At 69.7% G+C, this 18,196-nt stretch carries 17 protein-coding genes and 2 pseudogenes; 12 read left to right on the plus strand and 7 right to left on the minus strand.

Annotated elements, in window-relative coordinates:
* The first annotated feature begins 100 nt into the window (after positions 1-100).
* The 3 genes from ACN20J_RS00240 to ACN20J_RS00250 are packed head-to-tail and all read left to right on the plus strand — an operon-like array spanning position 101 to position 3,869.
* Positions 101-1,333 (plus strand): NAD(P)/FAD-dependent oxidoreductase, encoded by a 1,233-nt coding sequence (locus ACN20J_RS00240; protein WP_406485852.1) that lies wholly within the window; start codon positions 101-103, stop codon positions 1,331-1,333.
* A 50-nt stretch (positions 1,334-1,383) separates the two neighbouring features.
* Positions 1,384-2,484, plus strand: coding sequence for a phenazine antibiotic biosynthesis protein (locus ACN20J_RS00245; protein WP_419664743.1), 1,101 nt, complete (start codon positions 1,384-1,386; stop codon positions 2,482-2,484).
* Positions 2,484-3,869 (plus strand): aldehyde dehydrogenase family protein, encoded by a 1,386-nt coding sequence (locus ACN20J_RS00250; protein ID WP_419664744.1) that lies wholly within the window; start codon positions 2,484-2,486, stop codon positions 3,867-3,869. The genes ACN20J_RS00245 and ACN20J_RS00250 overlap by 1 nt, the downstream gene beginning before the upstream one ends.
* 7 nt (positions 3,870-3,876) lie before the next feature.
* Here ACN20J_RS00250 and ACN20J_RS00255 read toward each other — a convergent pair whose 3' ends face one another.
* Positions 3,877-4,470, minus strand: coding sequence for a DUF5134 domain-containing protein (locus ACN20J_RS00255; protein WP_419664745.1), 594 nt, complete (start codon positions 4,468-4,470; stop codon positions 3,877-3,879).
* Between the two features lie 227 nt (positions 4,471-4,697).
* Here ACN20J_RS00255 and ACN20J_RS00260 point away from each other — a divergent pair, with 227 nt between their 5' ends.
* Both ACN20J_RS00260 and ACN20J_RS00265 read left to right on the plus strand, forming a co-directional pair.
* Positions 4,698-5,594, plus strand: coding sequence for an RNA polymerase sigma-70 factor (locus ACN20J_RS00260; protein WP_419664746.1), 897 nt, complete (start codon positions 4,698-4,700; stop codon positions 5,592-5,594).
* A 122-nt stretch (positions 5,595-5,716) separates the two neighbouring features.
* Positions 5,717-6,214: an Ohr family peroxiredoxin gene (locus tag ACN20J_RS00265; RefSeq protein ID WP_328843221.1), complete on the plus strand. Its 498-nt coding sequence runs from the start codon at positions 5,717-5,719 to the stop codon at positions 6,212-6,214.
* Between the two features lie 82 nt (positions 6,215-6,296).
* On the opposite strand, the pseudogene fdxA reads toward ACN20J_RS00265, so the two are convergent.
* Positions 6,297-6,605: pseudogene (fdxA, locus tag ACN20J_RS00270) on the minus strand (ferredoxin); the annotation flags it as partial.
* Between the two features lie 164 nt (positions 6,606-6,769).
* Between fdxA and ACN20J_RS00275 the strand changes: the two are divergent.
* Positions 6,770-8,499, plus strand: a pseudogene (locus tag ACN20J_RS00275) (FAD-binding protein).
* A gap of 110 nt (positions 8,500-8,609) precedes the next feature.
* A complete protein-coding gene (locus ACN20J_RS00280) occupies positions 8,610-9,359 on the plus strand; it encodes an SDR family oxidoreductase (RefSeq protein WP_328843223.1) in 750 nt (249 codons plus the stop codon).
* Between the two features lie 148 nt (positions 9,360-9,507).
* Here the strand turns inward: ACN20J_RS00280 and ACN20J_RS00285 are convergent, their stop codons facing one another.
* Positions 9,508-9,780 (minus strand): WhiB family transcriptional regulator, encoded by a 273-nt coding sequence (locus tag ACN20J_RS00285; protein WP_406485857.1) that lies wholly within the window; start codon positions 9,778-9,780, stop codon positions 9,508-9,510.
* A gap of 349 nt (positions 9,781-10,129) precedes the next feature.
* Here ACN20J_RS00285 and ACN20J_RS00290 point away from each other — a divergent pair, with 349 nt between their 5' ends.
* On the plus strand, positions 10,130-11,056 hold the full coding sequence (locus tag ACN20J_RS00290; protein WP_419664747.1) for an RNA polymerase sigma-70 factor: 927 nt from the start codon (positions 10,130-10,132) through the stop codon (positions 11,054-11,056).
* Between the two features lie 7 nt (positions 11,057-11,063).
* Here the strand turns inward: ACN20J_RS00290 and ACN20J_RS00295 are convergent, their stop codons facing one another.
* The gene (locus ACN20J_RS00295; protein WP_419664748.1) at positions 11,064-11,936 is read right to left on the minus strand and encodes an RNA polymerase subunit sigma; all 873 of its coding nucleotides are present in this window, start codon (positions 11,934-11,936) and stop codon (positions 11,064-11,066) included.
* Positions 11,937-12,196: 260 nt separating this feature from the next.
* Between ACN20J_RS00295 and ACN20J_RS00300 the strand changes: the two genes are divergently transcribed.
* From ACN20J_RS00300 to ACN20J_RS00310, 3 genes are all read left to right on the plus strand, one after another.
* A complete protein-coding gene (locus tag ACN20J_RS00300) occupies positions 12,197-12,631 on the plus strand; it encodes a cupin domain-containing protein (RefSeq protein ID WP_406485860.1) in 435 nt (144 codons plus the stop codon).
* A 204-nt stretch (positions 12,632-12,835) separates the two neighbouring features.
* Positions 12,836-13,087: a hypothetical protein gene (locus tag ACN20J_RS00305; RefSeq protein WP_419664749.1), complete on the plus strand. Its 252-nt coding sequence runs from the start codon at positions 12,836-12,838 to the stop codon at positions 13,085-13,087.
* A 213-nt stretch (positions 13,088-13,300) separates the two neighbouring features.
* Positions 13,301-13,831 (plus strand): hypothetical protein, encoded by a 531-nt coding sequence (locus ACN20J_RS00310; protein WP_406485862.1) that lies wholly within the window; start codon positions 13,301-13,303, stop codon positions 13,829-13,831.
* Here the strand turns inward: ACN20J_RS00310 and ACN20J_RS00315 are convergent.
* From ACN20J_RS00315 to ACN20J_RS00325, 3 genes are all read right to left on the minus strand, one after another.
* Positions 13,821-15,179 (minus strand): NAD(P)/FAD-dependent oxidoreductase, encoded by a 1,359-nt coding sequence (locus ACN20J_RS00315; RefSeq protein ID WP_419664750.1) that lies wholly within the window; start codon positions 15,177-15,179, stop codon positions 13,821-13,823. The genes ACN20J_RS00310 and ACN20J_RS00315 overlap by 11 nt on opposite strands.
* Before the next feature lie 119 nt (positions 15,180-15,298).
* Positions 15,299-15,691, minus strand: a complete 393-nt coding sequence (locus ACN20J_RS00320) for a hypothetical protein (protein WP_419664751.1) — start codon at positions 15,689-15,691, stop codon at positions 15,299-15,301.
* A gap of 375 nt (positions 15,692-16,066) precedes the next feature.
* Entirely contained in the window at positions 16,067-16,801 is a 735-nt protein-coding gene (locus ACN20J_RS00325) for an alpha/beta fold hydrolase (protein WP_406485865.1), read from the minus strand.
* A 255-nt stretch (positions 16,802-17,056) separates the two neighbouring features.
* On the opposite strand from ACN20J_RS00325, the gene ACN20J_RS00330 reads away from it, so the two are divergent.
* Complete coding sequence (locus ACN20J_RS00330; protein WP_419664752.1) at positions 17,057-17,941, plus strand: RNA polymerase subunit sigma; 885 nt, start codon at positions 17,057-17,059, stop codon at positions 17,939-17,941.
* Positions 17,942-18,196: the final 255 nt, after the last annotated feature.

An 18,196-nucleotide genomic window follows, 5' to 3' on the forward strand; every position in this document is an offset into this window, starting at 1 on the left:
TCAGGCGGCGCTGTCACAACTGGGCCTGCCGCCCGGTCTTCTGAACGGCCCCACCACACGGCTCGCTGTGCGCGCCACACCATCTGGGACGGGATTCATCATGTCGCGTGTGAAAACTTTCGTGATCGTCGGGGGCGGCCTGGCCGCCGGAAAGGCCGCGGAGGAACTGCGCGCGCACGGTCACGACGGGCCTCTCGTCGTCATCGGCGACGAGCAGGAACGGCCCTACATCCGGCCGCCGCTGTCCAAGGGCTATCTGCTGGGCAAGGAGGATCGCGAGTCGGTCCACGTGCACCCCGAGGACTGGTACCGGGCGAACGACGTCGACCTGCTTCTCGGGCGGAACGTGACGTCCATCGACCGGCGGGGCAGCGCGGTGACGCTGGACGGCGGCAGTCGTGTGCCCTACGACCAGCTGCTCCTGGCGACCGGTTCCGCGCCACGCCGCCTGGCCGTCCCCGGGGCGGACCTGGACAACGTGCTGTACCTGCGGCGTCTGGGCGACAGCGACCGTCTCAGGGCCGCCTTCAGCAAGGGCGCGCGGATCGTGGTGATCGGCGGCGGATGGATCGGCCTGGAGACGGCGGCGGCCGCCCGGATGGCCGGGGCGGACGTGACCGTGCTCGAGCACGGGGAACTGCCTCTGCTGAAGGTCCTGGGACGCGAGGCGGCCGAGGTCTTCGCCGGCCTGCACCGGGAACACGGTGTCGACCTGCGAGCCCGCGCGGAGATCGAGCGCATCACCAAAACCGGCGGACGCGCGGACGGCGTCCTGCTCGCCGACGGCACCCACCTGCCCGCGGACGCCGTGGTGGTCGGTGTGGGCATCACGCCCAATGTCCGTCTGGCCGAGGACGCGGGCCTGGACGTGCGCAACGGCATCGTCACGGACGCGCACCTGAGGACCTCCGCCGAGAACATCCATGCCGCCGGTGACGTCGCCAACGCCTACCACCCGCGGCTCGGCCGCCATCTCCGGGTGGAGCACTGGGCGAACGCACTGCACCAGCCGCGCACGGCCGCGCTGAGCATGCTGGGCAAGGAAGCGGTCTACGACCGGCTGCCGTACTTCTACACCGATCAGTACGACCTCGCAATGGAGTACACCGGATACGCGGAGCCGGACGGCTACGACCGCGTCGTCTTCCGCGGAGCGCGGGACGAACGGCGCTTCATCGCCTTCTGGATGTCCGGCAAGCGCGTCCTGGCCGGCATGAGCGTCAACGTGTGGGACGTCGTCGACTCGATCCGGTCCCTCGTCGAGTCCGGCGTGGAGACCGACGACGCCGTCCTCTCCGATCCCGCAGTCCCCCTGGAAAGCCTGCTTCCGTGAGGCACCGCCGGACCCCGCCATTCCGTTTATCTGCCGAGAGAGGACCAGCCATGTCCCCCGAGCCCCCTGCCATCCTTAACGCCGGGCCGTTCGACGGCGTCGACCCGGACGAGTTCGTACGAGCGGCCATGCGCTGGCACTTCGACCGGGCGACCGGTTCGCGCTACTGGCTGGACCGGGCCGACCGACTCGGATTCGACCCCCGGCACGACGTCAAGGGAGTGGCCGATCTGGCCCTCTTCCCCGATCTGACCGACGAACTGCGGGAGGTCCCGGTGACGGACCTGGTCCCCCGCGGTTACGGGAGCGACGTCCGGCTGGTCAACGTCTTCGACAGCGGCGGGACGACCGGGGCGCCGAAGCGGGTCGTCCAGCTCGACGACTGGGTGTCGCACAGCACGGAGCAGATCGATCGGCGGCTGCGCGCCCACGGTCTGCCCGCCGGTACCCAGTGGTTGACCGTGGCGCCGACCGGCCCGCACCTGGTGGGGGACGTCCTGCAGCGGGCGGCACGGTCCCTGGGTGGTCCGGGGCTGAGCGTCGACATGGACCCGCGGTGGGTGAGGAAACTGGTCGCCGCGGGCCGCAGCGACGAGGTCGAGTCCTACACCGACCACCTCGTCGACCAGTGCCGGCGGATTCTGTCGACCCAGGACATCGGCGTGCTCGCCGCGACCACCCCGCTGTTGGAGCGCTTCGCCCGGGAGGACGACCTTCTGGAGCGGATCAACGGCTCGGTGAGGGCCATCGTCTGGGGCGGCACGCACATGGACCCCGACACCCGCCACCTGCTGGCCACGGACGTCTTCCCCGACACGCCTCTTGTCGGCATGTACGGCAACACCATGATGCTCACCGCGCTCCTCGAGCGAGTCGGTCTCAACGCCGCCCAGCCCTGCGTGTTCGATCCGGTGTCGCCGTACGTGTTCCTGTCGGTCGTGACCCCTGGCACCCGGGAACCGGTCGGGTTCGGTGAACGCGGCCAGGTGATCGTCAGCCACGTCAGCAAGTCCATGCTCATTCCCAACAACGCGGAACGCGACACGGCCCTGCGCGTGCGGCCGGTCGACGGCCAGGCGGGGGACGCCGTGGCCGACGTGGCACCGGTCCCCACAGTCGAGGGCGACCGGGTGATCGAGGGCGTGTACTGATGACGGCCGCCGGAGCTTCCCCGACGGTCCATCTGGACGCGCTGGGCCCCCGCGGTCCCTACCGGACGCGGGTGCCGAGCGCTGTGCAGGACGTGACCGGCGCCGAGGTGGCGCGGCTGAGCCTGGTGCCGCCGGTGTACGTGACCCGGACGCTGTCCGCGCTGCGCAAGGCCGAGCCCGTACCGGCGGCCCGTGTCGACGCACTCCTTGAGGCGGCCGCCGAGGAATTCGCCACCGGCACCGTCGGCGGCCTGGACGTACGCGAGTACGAGCACCTCGTCAGCCGCACCTCCGGAACTCCGCTCCCGGTGGTGCGCGCCGCGACCCGGGGCACGGCGCGCTTCGTCGCGCTGGCGCGCTCGTCCACGGAGCAGGGCAGGCCGCGCGGGACGCTCGCCGGCCGCGAGCGCGCGGGTGCCGGGCACGCCGTATGGGCACGACGGGGTGACGTGTTCGCGGTCAACGCCTCCGGCAACCACCCCGGTGTCCACCGGCTGTGGCTGGAGGCCCTGACCCTGGGCTACCGCGTCGCCGTACGCCCGTCGCGACGCGAGCCGTTCACCCCGCACCGGCTGGTCGCCGCGCTGCACCGCGCGGGTGTCCGACAGGACCAACTGGTGCTGCTTCCTACGGACCATCGAGCCGCCGACACCCTGATCCGCGGCGCCGACCGCGCGGTGGTGTACGGCGGCGACGACGTGGTCGCCCGGTACGCCGGCGACCCCCGCGTGCTGCCCCAGGGGCCCGGCCGGAGCAAGATCCTCGTCACCGCGGACACCGACTGGCGCCGGCACCTCGACACGATCGTCGCGTCGGTCGCCGACGAGGGCGGCACCGCGTGCGTCAACGCCACCGCCGTGCTCGTCGAGGGCGATCCGGCACCGCTCGCCCAGGCCCTCGCGGCCCGCCTGTCCCGGCTGCCCGGTCTGCCGCCCCAGGACGAGCGGGCGGTGCTTCCGGTGTGCGGCCTGGACCGGGCCCGGGCTCTCGACTCCCACCTGCGGTCCGTGGCGGCCGGGACCCGGCCCTGGCTCGGCGGCGACGGCATCGTGGAGGATCTCGGCGACGGAAGTGCCGCGCTGCGCCCCGCGGTCCACCAGGTCGACCGAGCCGACGCCGAGCAACTACGGACCGAACTGCCCTTCCCCTGCTTGTGGGTGGCGCCCTGGAACCGTACGGACGGCATCGCTCCGCTGCGGGACACGCTCGTCCTCTCGGCCTATACCCGCGACCGGGCCCTGCTCGACGCCCTACTGGCGGAACCCACCGTCGCCAATGTGTACGTCGGCGACCACCCGACCTACTGGATGGCTCCCGGCGTGCCCCACGACAGCTATCTGTCGGACTTCCTGATGCGCAGCAAGGCGGTCGTCGGCACGCTGTGACCGGAGCTCAGTGGTGCACGAGCAGCATCAGCGCGGTCCCCAATGCCATGGCCCCATGGCGCGTTTGTCCGTACGGATCCGTCGGTGCGGCGCCGTGCGCGCGGTCGGTGTCGGACCGGAGCGATGGCATGGGGCGAGTCAACAACCAGATGGCGCACGCCAGGAGATACGACGTCAGCACGGCGGTGACCACCGTGGCCGGTCCTACGGTGTTGCCGAGAGATCCGGCCGAGACCTGCTCCCGGCCGTGGGACGGGCGCAGCATCCAGGCCATCGCCGCCATGCCCACGGCAGACGGCAGTTGTGCGGTGATCGCCGCAACGCCGCCCGCCGGGCGACGATCCAAGGCCGTCAGGGGGAACCACACAGCGGCGGCCGTGAAGAGGAGCGTCACTGTCCAACCGGGCAGCGAGCGGCCGAGGCTCCAGGGCATCGCCGCCATGGCCGCGGCCATGGCGGCGTGCAGGAGGTGGTCCACCCTGTCACGGCCTCCGGTGCCCCGGGGCCGCAGGCCCTGCCACAGCGCGTGCACCGCGACAACGGAGAAGAGCACCGTGAGCAAGCCGTGTTCGACGTCGACGGGTGTACGCATGGACGTCATTTCCCACACCGTGTGTGCCTTCCTGGTCCCTTGCCGTACGCAGTCATGACCAGGTGCGCGATCCATCCGTGACACGGAGAGAACTTGACGTGATCAGGGCCCAGGAGAAGGAACGTATACCACGGTGTGACTCAGGAAGCACGTCGGGCGCGAGCATCCGGTCGGCCAGGAAATCGACCGGCAGCACCGCTTGTAACATGGTGCGCACAAGCCAGAAGGGACACTTCATGCACGCTGGCAGCCACCCCGACGCCCTTGATCAAGCGATGGAGGACTTCCTCGCGGTACGCCCCCAGCTCTTCGGCATCGCGTACCGCGTACTGGGCAGCATGGTGGAGGCCGAGGACGTCGTGCAGGACACATGGGTGCGGTGGCAGAACACGGACCGCACGAAGGTGAAGGAACCGGCGGCCTTCCTAACCACGGTCGTCACACGGTTGGCGATCAACTTGGCTCAGTCCGCGCGGGTGCGCCGGGAATCCTATGTCGGGCCGTGGCTTCCCGATCCCGTCGACACCACGGAGGACCCGCAACTGGGTGCGGAGCGTGCCGAGGCTCTGGAGCTGGCGGTTCTGATGCTTCTGGAGAAGCTGAACCCCGTGGAACGCACCGCCTATGTGCTGAGGCAGGCGTTCGACTACCCCTACGGCCGGATCGCCGAGATCCTGGAGACGACCGAGGCCAACGCACGCCAGCTGGTGAGCCGGGGGCGCAAGCACCTGGCCGCCGAGCGCACGGCGCGCGTCACGCGGACCGCCCACCGGCGCCTGCTGGAGGTGTTCCTCTCCGCGGCGCGGACGGGCGAGCTGTCGGTCCTGGAGGACATTCTGACCGCCGATGTCGTCAGCTACTCGGACGGCGGCGGGATCCGCGGCGCATCCAGGATCCCGGTGGTCGGACGGACCCACGTGTCGCGGTACCTCGTGGCCTTCGCCCCGCGCTTCTGGCCGCAGACGGACATCCGGTGGGTCGAGGCGAACGGTCTGCCGGCGGTGCTGATCTCCTCCGGCGGGGAACCCGTCAGTCTGCTGTCCCTCGACATCTCGGAGGAGGGCATCGACCGGGTCATGTGGGTGATGAACCCGGCCAAACTGGCGCCCTACGTGGCCTCCTTGCAGGACTGACCAGCCCTCGGCGTCTCCGTCGCTCACGGCCGGCGTCACAGGAGCGGTCGTTCCTCGGTCATGCAGTAGTCCGGCCCGAACTGCACGACGGACGCCTCACCACGACGACTCGGAGTCATGCCGTGACCGATCCGATCCAGCTGCCCGCCCTGTCCACCGAGAAGGACTTCACCGGGGACGAGTTCTCGCCCATCTACACGACGACGGTGACCGTCGACGGTGGTGCGGCCTCGCACGGGCGGGCCTCCGGCCGGGCACGTTCGTCCGACGGCGCCCTGGACCTGGGTCTGCGGATGCCCGCCGAGCTGGGCGGCAGCGGCCAGGGGACCAACCCCGAGCAGCTGTTCGCGGCCGGCTTCGCGGCCTGCTTCCACGGCGCGCTGAGCCTCCTGGCGCGGCAGGAGGCACTCGACCCCGCGGCCATCTCAGTCCTGGCGACCGTCGCGTTCGGACGTGATCCCGAGGACGGCGGCTATCTGCTCCACGTCGACCTGGTGGTGCGGTGGCCCGGCGTCCCGCGCGAGACGGCCACGAGCCTGATGGAGCGGGCCGACGGGTTGTGTCCGTACGCACGCATGGCCTGGAGGGGCACCCCCACCACCATCACACTCGCTCCCTGACCGGTCAGAGCGGAAACCACGGATCCACGTCGGCGGCTTCCTCCTTGCGGACGGTGAACCCGGAGATCTCCTTCTTGCGCACGTGCTGCGGCGGCAGGGCCGCGACCAGGGGGTGGTCACCGGGCGCCCGACGAGGTCCACGCCGCTGCGGCGAACCGCCGTCGAAGAACTCCTCGTTGACGGACCGGTAGTGCGCCCAGTGCTGCGGCAGGTCGTCCTCCTGGAAGATCGCCTCCACCGGGCACACGGGCTCGCAGGCGTGGCAGTCGACGCACTCGTCGGGGTTGATGTATAGCGTGCGTACGCCCTCGTAGATGCAGTCCACCGGGCATTCGGTCAGGCACGCCCGGTCCTTGATGTCGACACAGGGCTGCGCGATGACATACGTCATCCCCTTGCTCCTCTCCGGGCTTCAGGCTCACCCAGGTGACCGACGACGCCGCAAAGTTGTGACACCTGCACACGCACGGTGCTCACCACATCGGCACCCATGTCACAAACCGTCGCCCGGACTTGTCACTTGTCCGTGACCCACCCAGAGCGACGGGAGTGATCGTGGCCATTACCGAACAACGTCTTGCCACCACGGTGCTGGTGATCGGCACCGGCGGAGCGGCCTGCGGGCGTCGATCGAGCTGGCCGAGGCCGGCGTCGACGTTGTCGCCGTCGGCAAACGTGCCAAGGAGGACACCCACACCTCACTGGCCGCCGGTGGGATCAACGCGGCCCTGGCCACGATGGATCCCGAGGACAGCTGGCAGCAGCATGCCGCCGACACGCTCAAGGAGAGCTACCTGCTCGGTGACCCTCGTACGGCCGAGATCGTCACCCAGGGCGCCGCCCTGGGCATCGACGACCTGGAGCGATACGGCATGGCCTTCGCCCGTGAGGAGGACGGCCGCATCTCACAGCGTTTCTTCGGCGCGCACAAGTTCCGGCGCACCGCCTTCACCGGCGACTACACGGGCCTGGAGATCCAGCGCACGCTCGTTCGGCGGGCGAGCCAGCTGGACATCCCCCTGCTCGACAGCGTCTACATCACCCGCCTCCTGGTGCACGACGGCGCGGTGTTCGGCGCCTATGGCTTCGACCTCAGCAACGGCACCCGCTACCTCATCCACGCGGACGCCGTCATCCTCGCGGCCGGCGGTCACACGCGCATCTGGCGCCGCACGTCCTCGCGGCGCGACGAGAACACCGGCGACTCCTTCCGGCTGGCGGTCGAGGCCGGGGCCAGGCTGCGCGATCCCGAACTGGTGCAGTTCCACCCCTCCGGCATCATCGAGCCGGAGAACGCCGCCGGCACGCTGGTCAGCGAAGCGGCCCGCGGCGAGGGCGGCGTCCTGCGCAACGCCCTGGGCGAGCGGTACATGAGCCGTTACGACCCCGAGCGCATGGAGCTGTCCACGCGCGACCGCGTGGCGCTGGCCTCCTACACCGAGATCAAGGAGGGGCGCGGCACGCCCAACGGCGGCGTCTGGCTCGACGTCTCGCACCTTCCCCGCCAGACGATCATGGCGCGGCTCCCGCGGGTCTATCAGACGCTCCTTGAACTGCAGATGCTCGACATCACGCGTGATCCCATCGAGGTAGCCCCCACGGCCCACTACTCGATGGGCGGTGTCTGGGTCCGCCCCGAGGACCACAGCACCGACGTCCGCGGCCTGTACGCCATCGGCGAGGCCGCCAGCGGACTGCACGGCGCCAACCGCCTGGGCGGCAACAGCCTCATCGAGCTTTTGGTCTACGGCCGCATCACCGGTCAGGCCGCCGCCGCCTACTCGGAATCACTCACCGCACAGCCCCGCAGCGCCTCCGCCGTGGCCGGGGCCCGCGCCGAGGTCGACGAGCTGCTCGCCGCCGACGGACCCGAGAACGTCCGCGCCCTGCAGCGCGCCATCCGCAACACCATGACCGAGCACGCGGGCGTCGTCCGGGACGAGCAAGGTCTGCGCGCCGGTCTGGCGGAGCTGGACCTCATCGAGAAGCGCATGGAGAACGTCGGAGTCCACCCCGACATCGCCGGCTTCCAGGACCTCGCCCACGCCTTCGACCTGAAGTCGGCCGCCCTGGCCGCGCGCGCCACTCTCGAGGCGGCACTGGAGCGCCGGGAGACCCGCGGCTGCCACAACCGCAGCGACTTCCCCGAGACGGACCCCGCGTTCCGCGTCAACCTCGTCTGGTCCCCGAAGACCGGTGTCGCCCACGAGAGCATTCCTCCCGTTCCGGAGGAGATCGCCTCGCTCATGGCGGAGGTCTCCACCGAGGGAAAGCTCGTCGAATAGCCGGAAACCGGCCGGACGTATGGCGACCTTGTCACACAAAACATGTGAACCCGGTCTTTCCTTACAAACCCTGTCCTCGCGACAATCACGCACTCCGAAAGGATTCCCTCATGAAGGTCGTCGTCATCGGCGGTACCGGACTGATCGGCTCGAAGCTGGTCGCCAAGCTCAAGGAGCACGGCCATGAGGCCGTACCGGCCGCTCCCAACACCGGTGTCAACACCCTCACGGGCGAGGGTCTCGCCGAGGTCCTGACGGGCGCCTCGGTCGTGGTCGACGTCTCCAACTCGCCTTCCTTCGCGGACGACGCCGTCATGGAGTTCTTCCGCACTTCGACCACCAACCTCCTCAAGGCGGAGGCGGACGCCGGTGTCACCCACCACGTGGCCCTGTCCGTCGTCGGTACGGAGCGGCTCCAGGAGAGCGGCTACTTCCGTGCCAAGCAGGCGCAGGAGGAGCTGATCAAGGACTCGGGCATCCCGTACTCCATCGTGCACGCCACGCAGTTCTTCGAGTTCATGAAGGGCATCGCCGAATCCGCGACCGACGGTGACACCGTCCGTCTGGCCCCGGTCAAGATCCGGCCCGTCTACTCCGACGACGTGGCCGCGACCGTGGGCCGCACCGCCGTCGGCACCCCCGTCAACGGGGTGGTGGAGGTCGCCGGTCCCGACGTGTTCCAGCTGGACGAGCTGATCGGCAAGGGCCTGGCCGCCAAGAACGACCCTCGCAAGGTCGTGTCCGACGTGCACGCGCCGTACTTCGGTGCGGAACTGCAGGAGACCACGCTGCTCCCCCGCCCGGACGCGCACATCGCGGAGACCCGTTTCGCCGACTGGCTCGCGCAGCAGCAGGGCTGAGTCGTCACCGGGCAGCCAGCACTGGGGAGCCTGCTGCCCCGGGCCGGGGCCTGCCGTGCGCACCGCGTCACGGCGGGTCCCTTCCCTTCACCACAGACTTCAGGGTGGTCCCGTTCCCGGGACCACCCTGACATCGTTCGCGCCGCGCTCACGCAGCCGCTTCCGTCACCGTCGCCGTAGGCCGACGCATCGTCCGCAGTCGCATGGCGCGGCGCTCTCCTTCCGTCGTACCGCCCCAGATGCCCTCGACCGGGCCCACGTCGACGGCCCACGACAAGCACTGCTCCGCCACCGGGCACCGGCGGCACACCGCCTTCGCCTCGTCGATCTGAAGGGCTGTCTGGCCACTCCTGATGTTGCCTATCGGGAAGAAGAGATCCGGGTCTTCTCGTAGGCACAGGCTCCCGTCGCGCCAATCCATGGAACACCTCCTGAGTGTGGAACGAACACTGTTCGGGGGGTGGCTCGTCACGTGGGGCCAGGCGTGGGCAAAGCGGCCGGCAGCGCGCCGCCACCTCACACGCAGGCGGCAGAGCACCACCCTTCACTGGGAAGACCGATGGATCGGTCCATGTGTGACATCGGCGCCGGGCCGGCGGCGGGTCGTGAAGTTCCGGCACAAAGTGCGTCGCGCACCTGTAACGAAGCGTCCGCCTGCTCGGTCTCTAGGAGCGGAGGCGCCCCGAGTGAACGCGCACCGGCGCCCGGGTGGTCCCGGCGTCCTCACCGCCTCCGTCAAGAACGGGCAACAGGAACGGAGACCGAAGGACATGCATCCAGAGGCGATCCCCGTAGAAGGCGACCTGCATGAGGCCGTGTCCGTCTTCGTGAAGCTCCGACCGCGTCTCTTCGGCATCGCCTATCGCGTGCTGGGCAGTGCTGTGGAGGCTGAGGACGTCGTCCAGGAGGTGTGGCTGCGGTGGCAGCACACCGACAGGGCCGTGGTGATCAGCCCCGTGGCCTTCCTGTCGAGCGCCACCACACGACTGGCCATCAACGTGGCCCAATCGGCCCGGGTCCGCCGTGAGACCTACATCGGCCCGTGGCTACCCGAACCCATCGACACCAGCAACGACCCGCAGGCCGGTGCCGAACGAGCGGAAGCGCTGGAACTCGCCCTGCTCCTGGTGCTGGAGAAGCTCCCCCCGACCGAGCGTGCCGCCTACGTCCTGCGGCAGGCCTTCGACTACCCCTACCCCGAGATCGCACAGATTCTGGGACTCAGCCCCGTCAACGTACGCAAGATCGTGAGCCGGGCCCGCAAGCACCTCACCGAGGACCAGCGGGACAGCGTCGACGCCACCGAGCACCGAAGACTGCTCGATGCGTTCGTCACCGCAGCCCGCCACGGGGATGTCGCCTCGTTGGAAGCGCTGCTCACCTCGGACGCGGTCAGCCTGTCCGACGGGAACGGCATGCGCGGGGCGGCCCGCGTCCCGGTCCTCGGCCGAGCCCGCGTGGCGAACCTGTCGACCGCCTCTTCGCGGTTCTGGCCGACAGTCGAGGTCGAGACGGTCGAGGCCAACGGTCGCGGCGGAGTCGTCCTGTACCGCGACGGCCGGGCCTCCACCTTCATGACCGTCGCGGCCACGCACCGGGGCATCCATCAAGTGATGTGGGTCTTCAACCCGAGCAAGATCGCCGCTCTCCTCCGCTCCTGCCCGGGCTCGCGCGAGGTGGCCTACAGCCGTGTCTGACGGCAAGTCAAATGCTGTCAGGTGCAGGGCTGTTCCAGGAGCGCAGCTTGTCGGGGTTGAGGACCGCCCAGACCTGGGCGACACGGGAGTGGACCAGGTCGAAGGTGATCACGGCGGCGACCCGCTCGTCGCAGCGGGCGACCAGTCCGGTGCGTCCGTTGACCGGCCAGGTGTCCACGGTGGTCCGCGGCCGGGCGGAGAGCAGGGTGAGCAGGCTCCGGGCGACGCGTTCGTCGCCGGTGACGGGCCTGGTCAACGCGCGGACCTTGCCGCCGCCGTCGAAGTACGCGGTGACGTCGTCGGTCAGCAACGCTCTGAGCCCGTCGTGGTTCCCGTCGGCGCACGCCTGCCGTACGGCCCGCGCGATCTCCTCCTGGCGACGCGGCGATGCCGGTCGGCCGCTTCGGGCGCGCAGACCCTGCCGGGCCGTGACCGCCGGGTCGGCGCGGACCGGCACCGATCGCACCGCGCCGCCCGGTGCCGTGGACGCCGACGCTCCGAAGACACCGTCGAGCACGAACGCGGCTCTCTGCGCCGGTGACAACGTGTCCACCGCCCGCAGCAGCACCTCGCTGACCTCGCCCTCCAGCCCGTCCCCACACGGTCCCCGGCGGTGCGCGGAACCACGCGCGTCACCGTCCGGACCGAGCGGGGCCAGCCGTGCCAGCGAGAGGCCGCCCACGACGTGGGTCAGCCAGGTCCGCGGCGTCCGTATGCGCGACCGCTCGCCGTCGGAGAGCCCGTACCACTGCCGGTACGCCTCGTCGGTGACGCACTCGGCCGTGACCCGGCTGCCCAGCATCCAGTGCGCGACCTCCACCAGGTGCCGCCGCTCGTCGAGCAGTTCCGCGAGCGGTATGGCGTCACCGGTGTGCTCCATACCGCTCCCCCTTCCACACGACCCTGCCGCCGCCGCGGCGCACGGAACGCTACCCAACGAGTCCCGCTCCCCGGTCGGTGAACCCGCCGAACCGAGAAGTGGGAGCAATACTGACATCTCTGCAACAAAACACACTGTCACGCCGGCCTGCGACCTTCTGTCTCACTCAGTGGCAATACAGTGTGTCGTATGTACCGGCTGCCCACGAAGTCTCCTTACCCCGGGCTGCTCCTCACACTCACCTTCCGAAGGGAATCATCATGCGCACTTCAGCACGTGCCGCTGTCGTCGGAGCCTCCCTCATAGGGCTCTCGCTCGTTCCGGGGGCCGCCCAGGCCACCCCCGGCGGCCCCGGCGTCAGCGGCAGGATCCTGGCCCAGCGGACCGTCGGCGACACGGACTACATCCTCCGCGAGATCACCATTCCTCCCGGCCAGGCGACCGGGTGGCACTACCACGACGGCACCCTGTACGCCCACGTCAAGCACGGCACACTGAGTCACTTCGACGCCTCCTGCACGTCCGACGGCGTGTACAAGAAGGGCAGTTTCCTCAAGGAGCCGTCGGGCGCGGATCACGTGCACATCGGTGAGAACCGGGGGGCGACGGACGTCGTCCTGGAGGTTCTCTACGTCCTGCCGCACGGCGCCCCTTTCTCCCAGGACGCTCCGTCCCCCGGCTGCGAACTGCCGTAACGCGGCAGCTGTACGACGGCTGTCACAGCTCCCGTCACTACCCGGTCAATGCGGTATCGACGGCTCGCGGCGGTCTCTGCCCCGGGCCCCGCGGCGACGAAGGAGGAGCATGGCAGGGACATACATCAGCCGCGTCCGAGCGACCGCTGGTCCCGAGAAGCCCGTCCACCGGACTTCCGACACAGGTCGAGGAGGGACGCGCGGATGACTCGAAGCGCTGAGCGCCGGACCGATCCCGCCGCCGTCACCGTCTCGCTGGCCGCGGAGGCCGCCGTCCTCGAGGGACGGCTGGGTGTGCTCCGGGAGGCCATCGACGAGGTGGACGCCCAGATCCACGCGGTGTCCGAGGAGATCAGACGGCTGGCGCGGTCCGTGGCCGGATCCGGCGACACCGAGGCGCCGGCGGACGAAGGGAGCGACACGGGGCTCGCCCCCGCCCGCACGGGCCGTCCCTGACGGCCCGTGCGGGCGGATCGCGCCGATCAGCCGGGCCGGCACCCCGCCTCCGCGAGAAACAGTGTGTTCTCCGTGGGCCTGCCCACTCTGTTCTCGTACCGGCGGGGCCGCTGCATATGATGTTCGGCAGCATCCCCCCGGTGCCGCGCCGGGTGGCGGGCCAGGACATCGAGCGGTCCCGCCAGGACAAAGGGTTGAGGACGAGAGGAACCCATGGTCTCCGTGACCCCGACGGCGCACAACATCGAGAGCACTGCCGAGAGTCTCCAGGAGGACCTGGCCCGGCTGGAGGTCCAGAAGCAGGCGCTGGAGCGGGAACTGGCCGCGGTCACCGCCCACCTCGGTTCCGTGCAGCGGGCACTCGACGCCCTTCAGGCCCTCATGCCCAGCGCCGGCCCGGCCGCCACGCCCTCCGGTCCCGTGGACGCGCCGTCTCCGGCGAAGCCGAAGCCCGCGCGAGCCACGGCATCTGCCGCTCCGGCCGACGAGCCCCCGGCCAAGGCCGGCCGGAGCGACGACGGCGACGACGCCGGTAAGACGTACGGCAAGCTCACGGAACAGATCCTGGCCTACTTCGCGGAGGCCGGAGACGCCGAAATCCGCGCCCGCGACGTCGCGTCCGCTCTGGGACGCGACACCGACAGCGGCAGCATCAACGCCGTCCGCAGCACACTCGACCGTCTGGTCGGCGCCTCGCGCGTCCAGCGGGTCGGCCGCGGGCTCTACCGCGCCGTCAAGCGCTGATCCGGCCTCCGGGCTCCGCGGGCTCCTCACTCCGGCGCGGTTCGCCGTGGGAGACGAAGGCCTCCCTCGGGTGCTGCACCGAGACGAGCGAGACGATGTCGCGGCCGTAGAGAACAGCAGTGGCCCACACGGCGAACACACGAGCCTTGCGTTCCCAGCTCGGTATGGCCAGGACGTGATACCCACGGTGCATCAGCCACGCTGGGAACCCCTTGATGACCAGGCCCCGGTACTGGAAGATGCCACGGCCGAGCCCGAGCGTGGCCACCACGCCCAGACTGCGGTGCACATAGTCCTTGGCCGGTCGGTCGCGCAGGGACGCCAGGACGTTCTTGGCCAGACGCTTGCCCTGCCGGACGGCGTGCTGGGCGTTGGGCACGGTGCGGGCGCCCGGTCGGCCGGCTGCGAGATCAGGCACCGAGGCATCGTCACCTGCCGCCCAGACGTCGGGCACCACCTCGGTGTCCGTGGTGACCCGCAGATCCGCCCGTACGGTGAGCAGTCCGCGCTCGTCGACGGGAAGGTCAGTGTGGTTGTGCACGATCGGGTTGGCGGCGTTGCCGGCCGTCCACACCAGCAGACCCGAGTCGTACTCGGTGCCGTCCGACAGCCGCACGCGTCCGTCCTCGGCCGAGACGAGCTGGGTGTTCAGGTGCACCCGCGCCCCCCGCTTCTCCAGTGAACGCACCACCCAGGCACCCGGCTGGTCGGTGACCTCAGGCAGGATGCGGTCCCGCGCCTCGACCAGGTGGAAGGCCGGTTCGTCCGCGTCGATCTCCGGATACTGCTTGAGCAACGCGGTCGCCAGTGCCAGCAGTTCACCGAACCCCTCCACTCCGGAGAATCCGCCACCGACGACGGTGACGGTGAGCAGCTTGCTGCGTTCGGGCCCGCGCGGCAGGCCGGCCGCGCGGTCGAACGAGGTGAGGAGGCGGTCGCGGATCGCGACCGCCTCCTCGACATGCTTCAGTCCGTACGCCTGATCGCTCAGCCCCGGGATCGGGAAGGTCCGTGTGACCGCCCCCGCCGTCACCACCAGCACGTCGTAGTGCAGGTCGAAGGGCAGCGCGGATTCCGGGCGGACCGTGACCGTGCGCGCGCCGTGGCGGATCTCCGTCACCGAGCCCGCGATCAGACGCGTCCGGTGCAGGTGCCGTCGGAGCGAGACCGCGGCGTGCCGCGCCTCCACCGAGCCGGCCACGACTTCGGGCAGGAACGGCTGGTACGTCATGTACGGACGGGGGTCGACGACGGTGACGCGCGCCTCACCCCGCCGCAGCTTCTTCTCCAGGCCCCAAGCGGTGTAGAAACCCGCGTAGCCGCCGCCCACGATCAAGATCTCACGCACGGTGTCCTCTGTTCCTCTCGGTCTTCACCTTGTAGACCGATCGTCGGCACTCGGTGTGACATGGTGGCCGGATCGCAGCCGACTACCGTTCGTGGCTTGGCTCGCGCGGGCTCCAGGTGTCAACGCGCCGTGTGCGGGCGCTTCTTCACCCTCATGTCCACTTCGTAGACCAGGGACGTGCGGTGGCCGTACTGGATGGTGTACATCCTCTTGCCACCGAAGGCGACCTTGGTGGCGGACGCCGGGAAGTGGTCGGTGGTCAGCCGGGGAGGCGCCGTCGTGACGTAGGCCTGGCCCGTCGGCACGGTGTACATGCTCAGGGGCGCCTGGGTCGACGGCGACAGTCCCGCCGGGTTCTCGGCGGGATCCGGGTAGCTGGTGCCGTAGACATCCACCGGTTCGATGCCCGCGGAGCCGACGACGGTCGCGTCGGACGCCGGAACGGTGTCCCTGCCGTGCGGGTTGTGGAACCAGACCTGGCGAGAAGGATGAATACGCGATTTGTCTGTCATGTCAAATCCCGCCGTTGAACGAGCCGAACGATGTCTTCGTCACGAGGCGCGGCTTCGTCCCGCCGGGGGCGGTTCCCGCCAGGGGCGGGCGGTGATCGGCCATGAGGGGCCTGTGCCAGGGGGAGTTGCGGTCTCCGGGGTAAGAAAGCCCCGGCATTCACACTGTCTCATGTTGAACGAATCAGACGGGCGCAGTCGACACAGTGGCATTTGGGCCAGGCTCCGATCAACGAAATCGGAACTCCTGGCGCCGTCGCCGCGTGCGGCGGCCGATGGGCACGACGAGGACGGGGATCAGACGGAACGCCAATCCCCGCCGCAAACCGCGAGCCACCAGCCACCAGCCACAGGGAGGTGTGATCGCCTCAGCGGTCGTCAGGCGCCGGCGTGCGCGCTCCAGTGACCTTCCAGGATCTCGGCGACCTCTGCGGGTCGCTGGAGCGGCGGCCAGTGGTTGCAGTCCATCTCGACCACCTCGGAGGCGTGCAGGGAGGCGCCGAGCTTGCGCCCGAACTCGATCTGGCACGCGGGGTCGAGTGCTCCCCAGAAGACCAGACAGGGCGCCGATACGGCAGACAGTCCCGGTTCCCACTCCGCTCCCATGGTGACCGCGGAGCGGTACAGCTTGAGGATGGAGTCCTTCATCGGCTCGTCCACGCGGCTCGCCATGTCCTTGGCCGGCCCGATGGGTACGTCGAAGCCGGCCGCCAGGTCCTCGGCGAACGGCTCCGCACGCAGTTCGCGCATGAAGCGGTTGCCCTCGACCTGGTCCTGCCAGATCTTGGCCAACGGGTGCCACACGTAGCCGGAGTTGACCGGCCCGTTGCCTCCGGCCCAGGTGCGGACCAGATCGGGGCGCAGATAGGCGACGCGGAGGGTGAGAATGCAGCCCCAGTCGTGACCGACCAGGTCCACCGGCTCACCGACCCGTTCCAGTCGTCGGATCAGCCAGTCGACGTACTCCTCCTTGGAGGAGCCGAAACCGTTCGGGCGCGCGGCGCCGAACCCGGGCAGGTCCCAGGCTTCCACGTCGGTCCTGGTCAGGTGCTGTCGCACACCGTCCCATACGTGATGGGTGTCAGGCACGCCGTGGATCAGGATGGCAGGCATGAGTGATTCCTTCTTCAAGAGACGGACTGCGCCTCCCGGGTGGAAGAGGTTTCACATCTTGTCACACCGTGTTTTTGCGGTGCCGCCCTCCAGCGGTCCGCAGGACCGCACATCGATTGCTGAAGTACGGGCGGGGCTCTCCCCGTAGGCCCAGGCCGATGTCACATGATCCCCGTCTGGCCGGTCTGCTCTGCAAAGAACGCTACGGCCACGCGGTGGTGGGGCGTGGCAGGGTGCAGGAGGAAAGGACGCCTCATGGGGCACACCGGTGACACAGTGCCGATCGCTGATCTGCTCGACGAACGGCGGCACCTGCTGGACGTCGCCTCCTGGATGCTGGGCACCGGTCCCGAGGCCGAGGACGCCGTCACCCATGCCTACCAGCGGTGGTACGGCCTGACCGACGCCCAGCGGACGAACATCGCCGAACCGCGCACCTGGCTGACCAGAACCACGGGCACCATCTGCCTGGCCCGACTGCCCCTGCAGAGAGGCTCGTCCGCGGTCGCGGGTGAAGCCGCCACCGAGATCGACCGGGCGCTGACGGAAGAGATCAGCGACGTCCTGCTCGACGCGCTGAACACGCTGTCGCCGGCCGAACGGGCCGTGTTCGTCCTCGACGACGTCTTCGCCGTGCCGCCGCAAACGGTCACGATCGTGGGACAGCCGGCCGACGCAAGCGCCGAACTCGCCGATTACGCCCGCCACAGCCTGCGCGGGCCCCGGGTACGTGCCACGACGCCCCCACAGCACGACCGGATCGTCCATGCCGTCCGGGGGGCCTGCGCCACTCTCGACGCCGCGCGTCTGGACTCCCTGCTCGCCCCCGACGTCAGCGCGTTCTTCGACGGTGGCGGCAAGGTCCGCGCCCTCCCCCGACCAGTGCACGGCAGCCGGCACGTGGGCCGCGCCCTGCTGACCCTCCTCGCCCCGCGCCCTCACATCACCCTGCACCTGCGTCCGGCCAACGGCCGCACCGCGATCGTCGTGCGCCACCGCGACCAGGTCGCCGCCGTCATCAGCTTCGGCATCGCCCGGCATCTGGTCACCCACGTGTGGGCCGTTCTCAACCCGGACAAGCTGCGTTCCTGGAACCGCGGCCCCGCTGCGGCCGTCGAACGCGGCGCACAAGACGGTTGATCCGCCGATGACGCACGCGCCCGTTGCGCTTTGCCATGACAGTGGCAACAATCGGTGTACAAGTTCTTCACCATCCATTACTGCATCTTCATCACAGCGCCGGCCGAGATCCGAACGCATCGTTCCGGCGCATCGCAGCTGGACGGGGGCGCGGCACGTGAGTCGAGGGTGAGAGGGAAAAATGGTTTCGGCATCGCGCACGGCACGCACCATCGAGAGCACCGCTGAAAGCCTCCAAGGGGATCTTGACCGCCT

It is taken from the genome of Streptomyces sp. 2-1, assembly GCF_048564895.1.
Lineage (GTDB): Bacteria > Actinomycetota > Actinomycetes > Streptomycetales > Streptomycetaceae > Streptomyces > Streptomyces phaeochromogenes.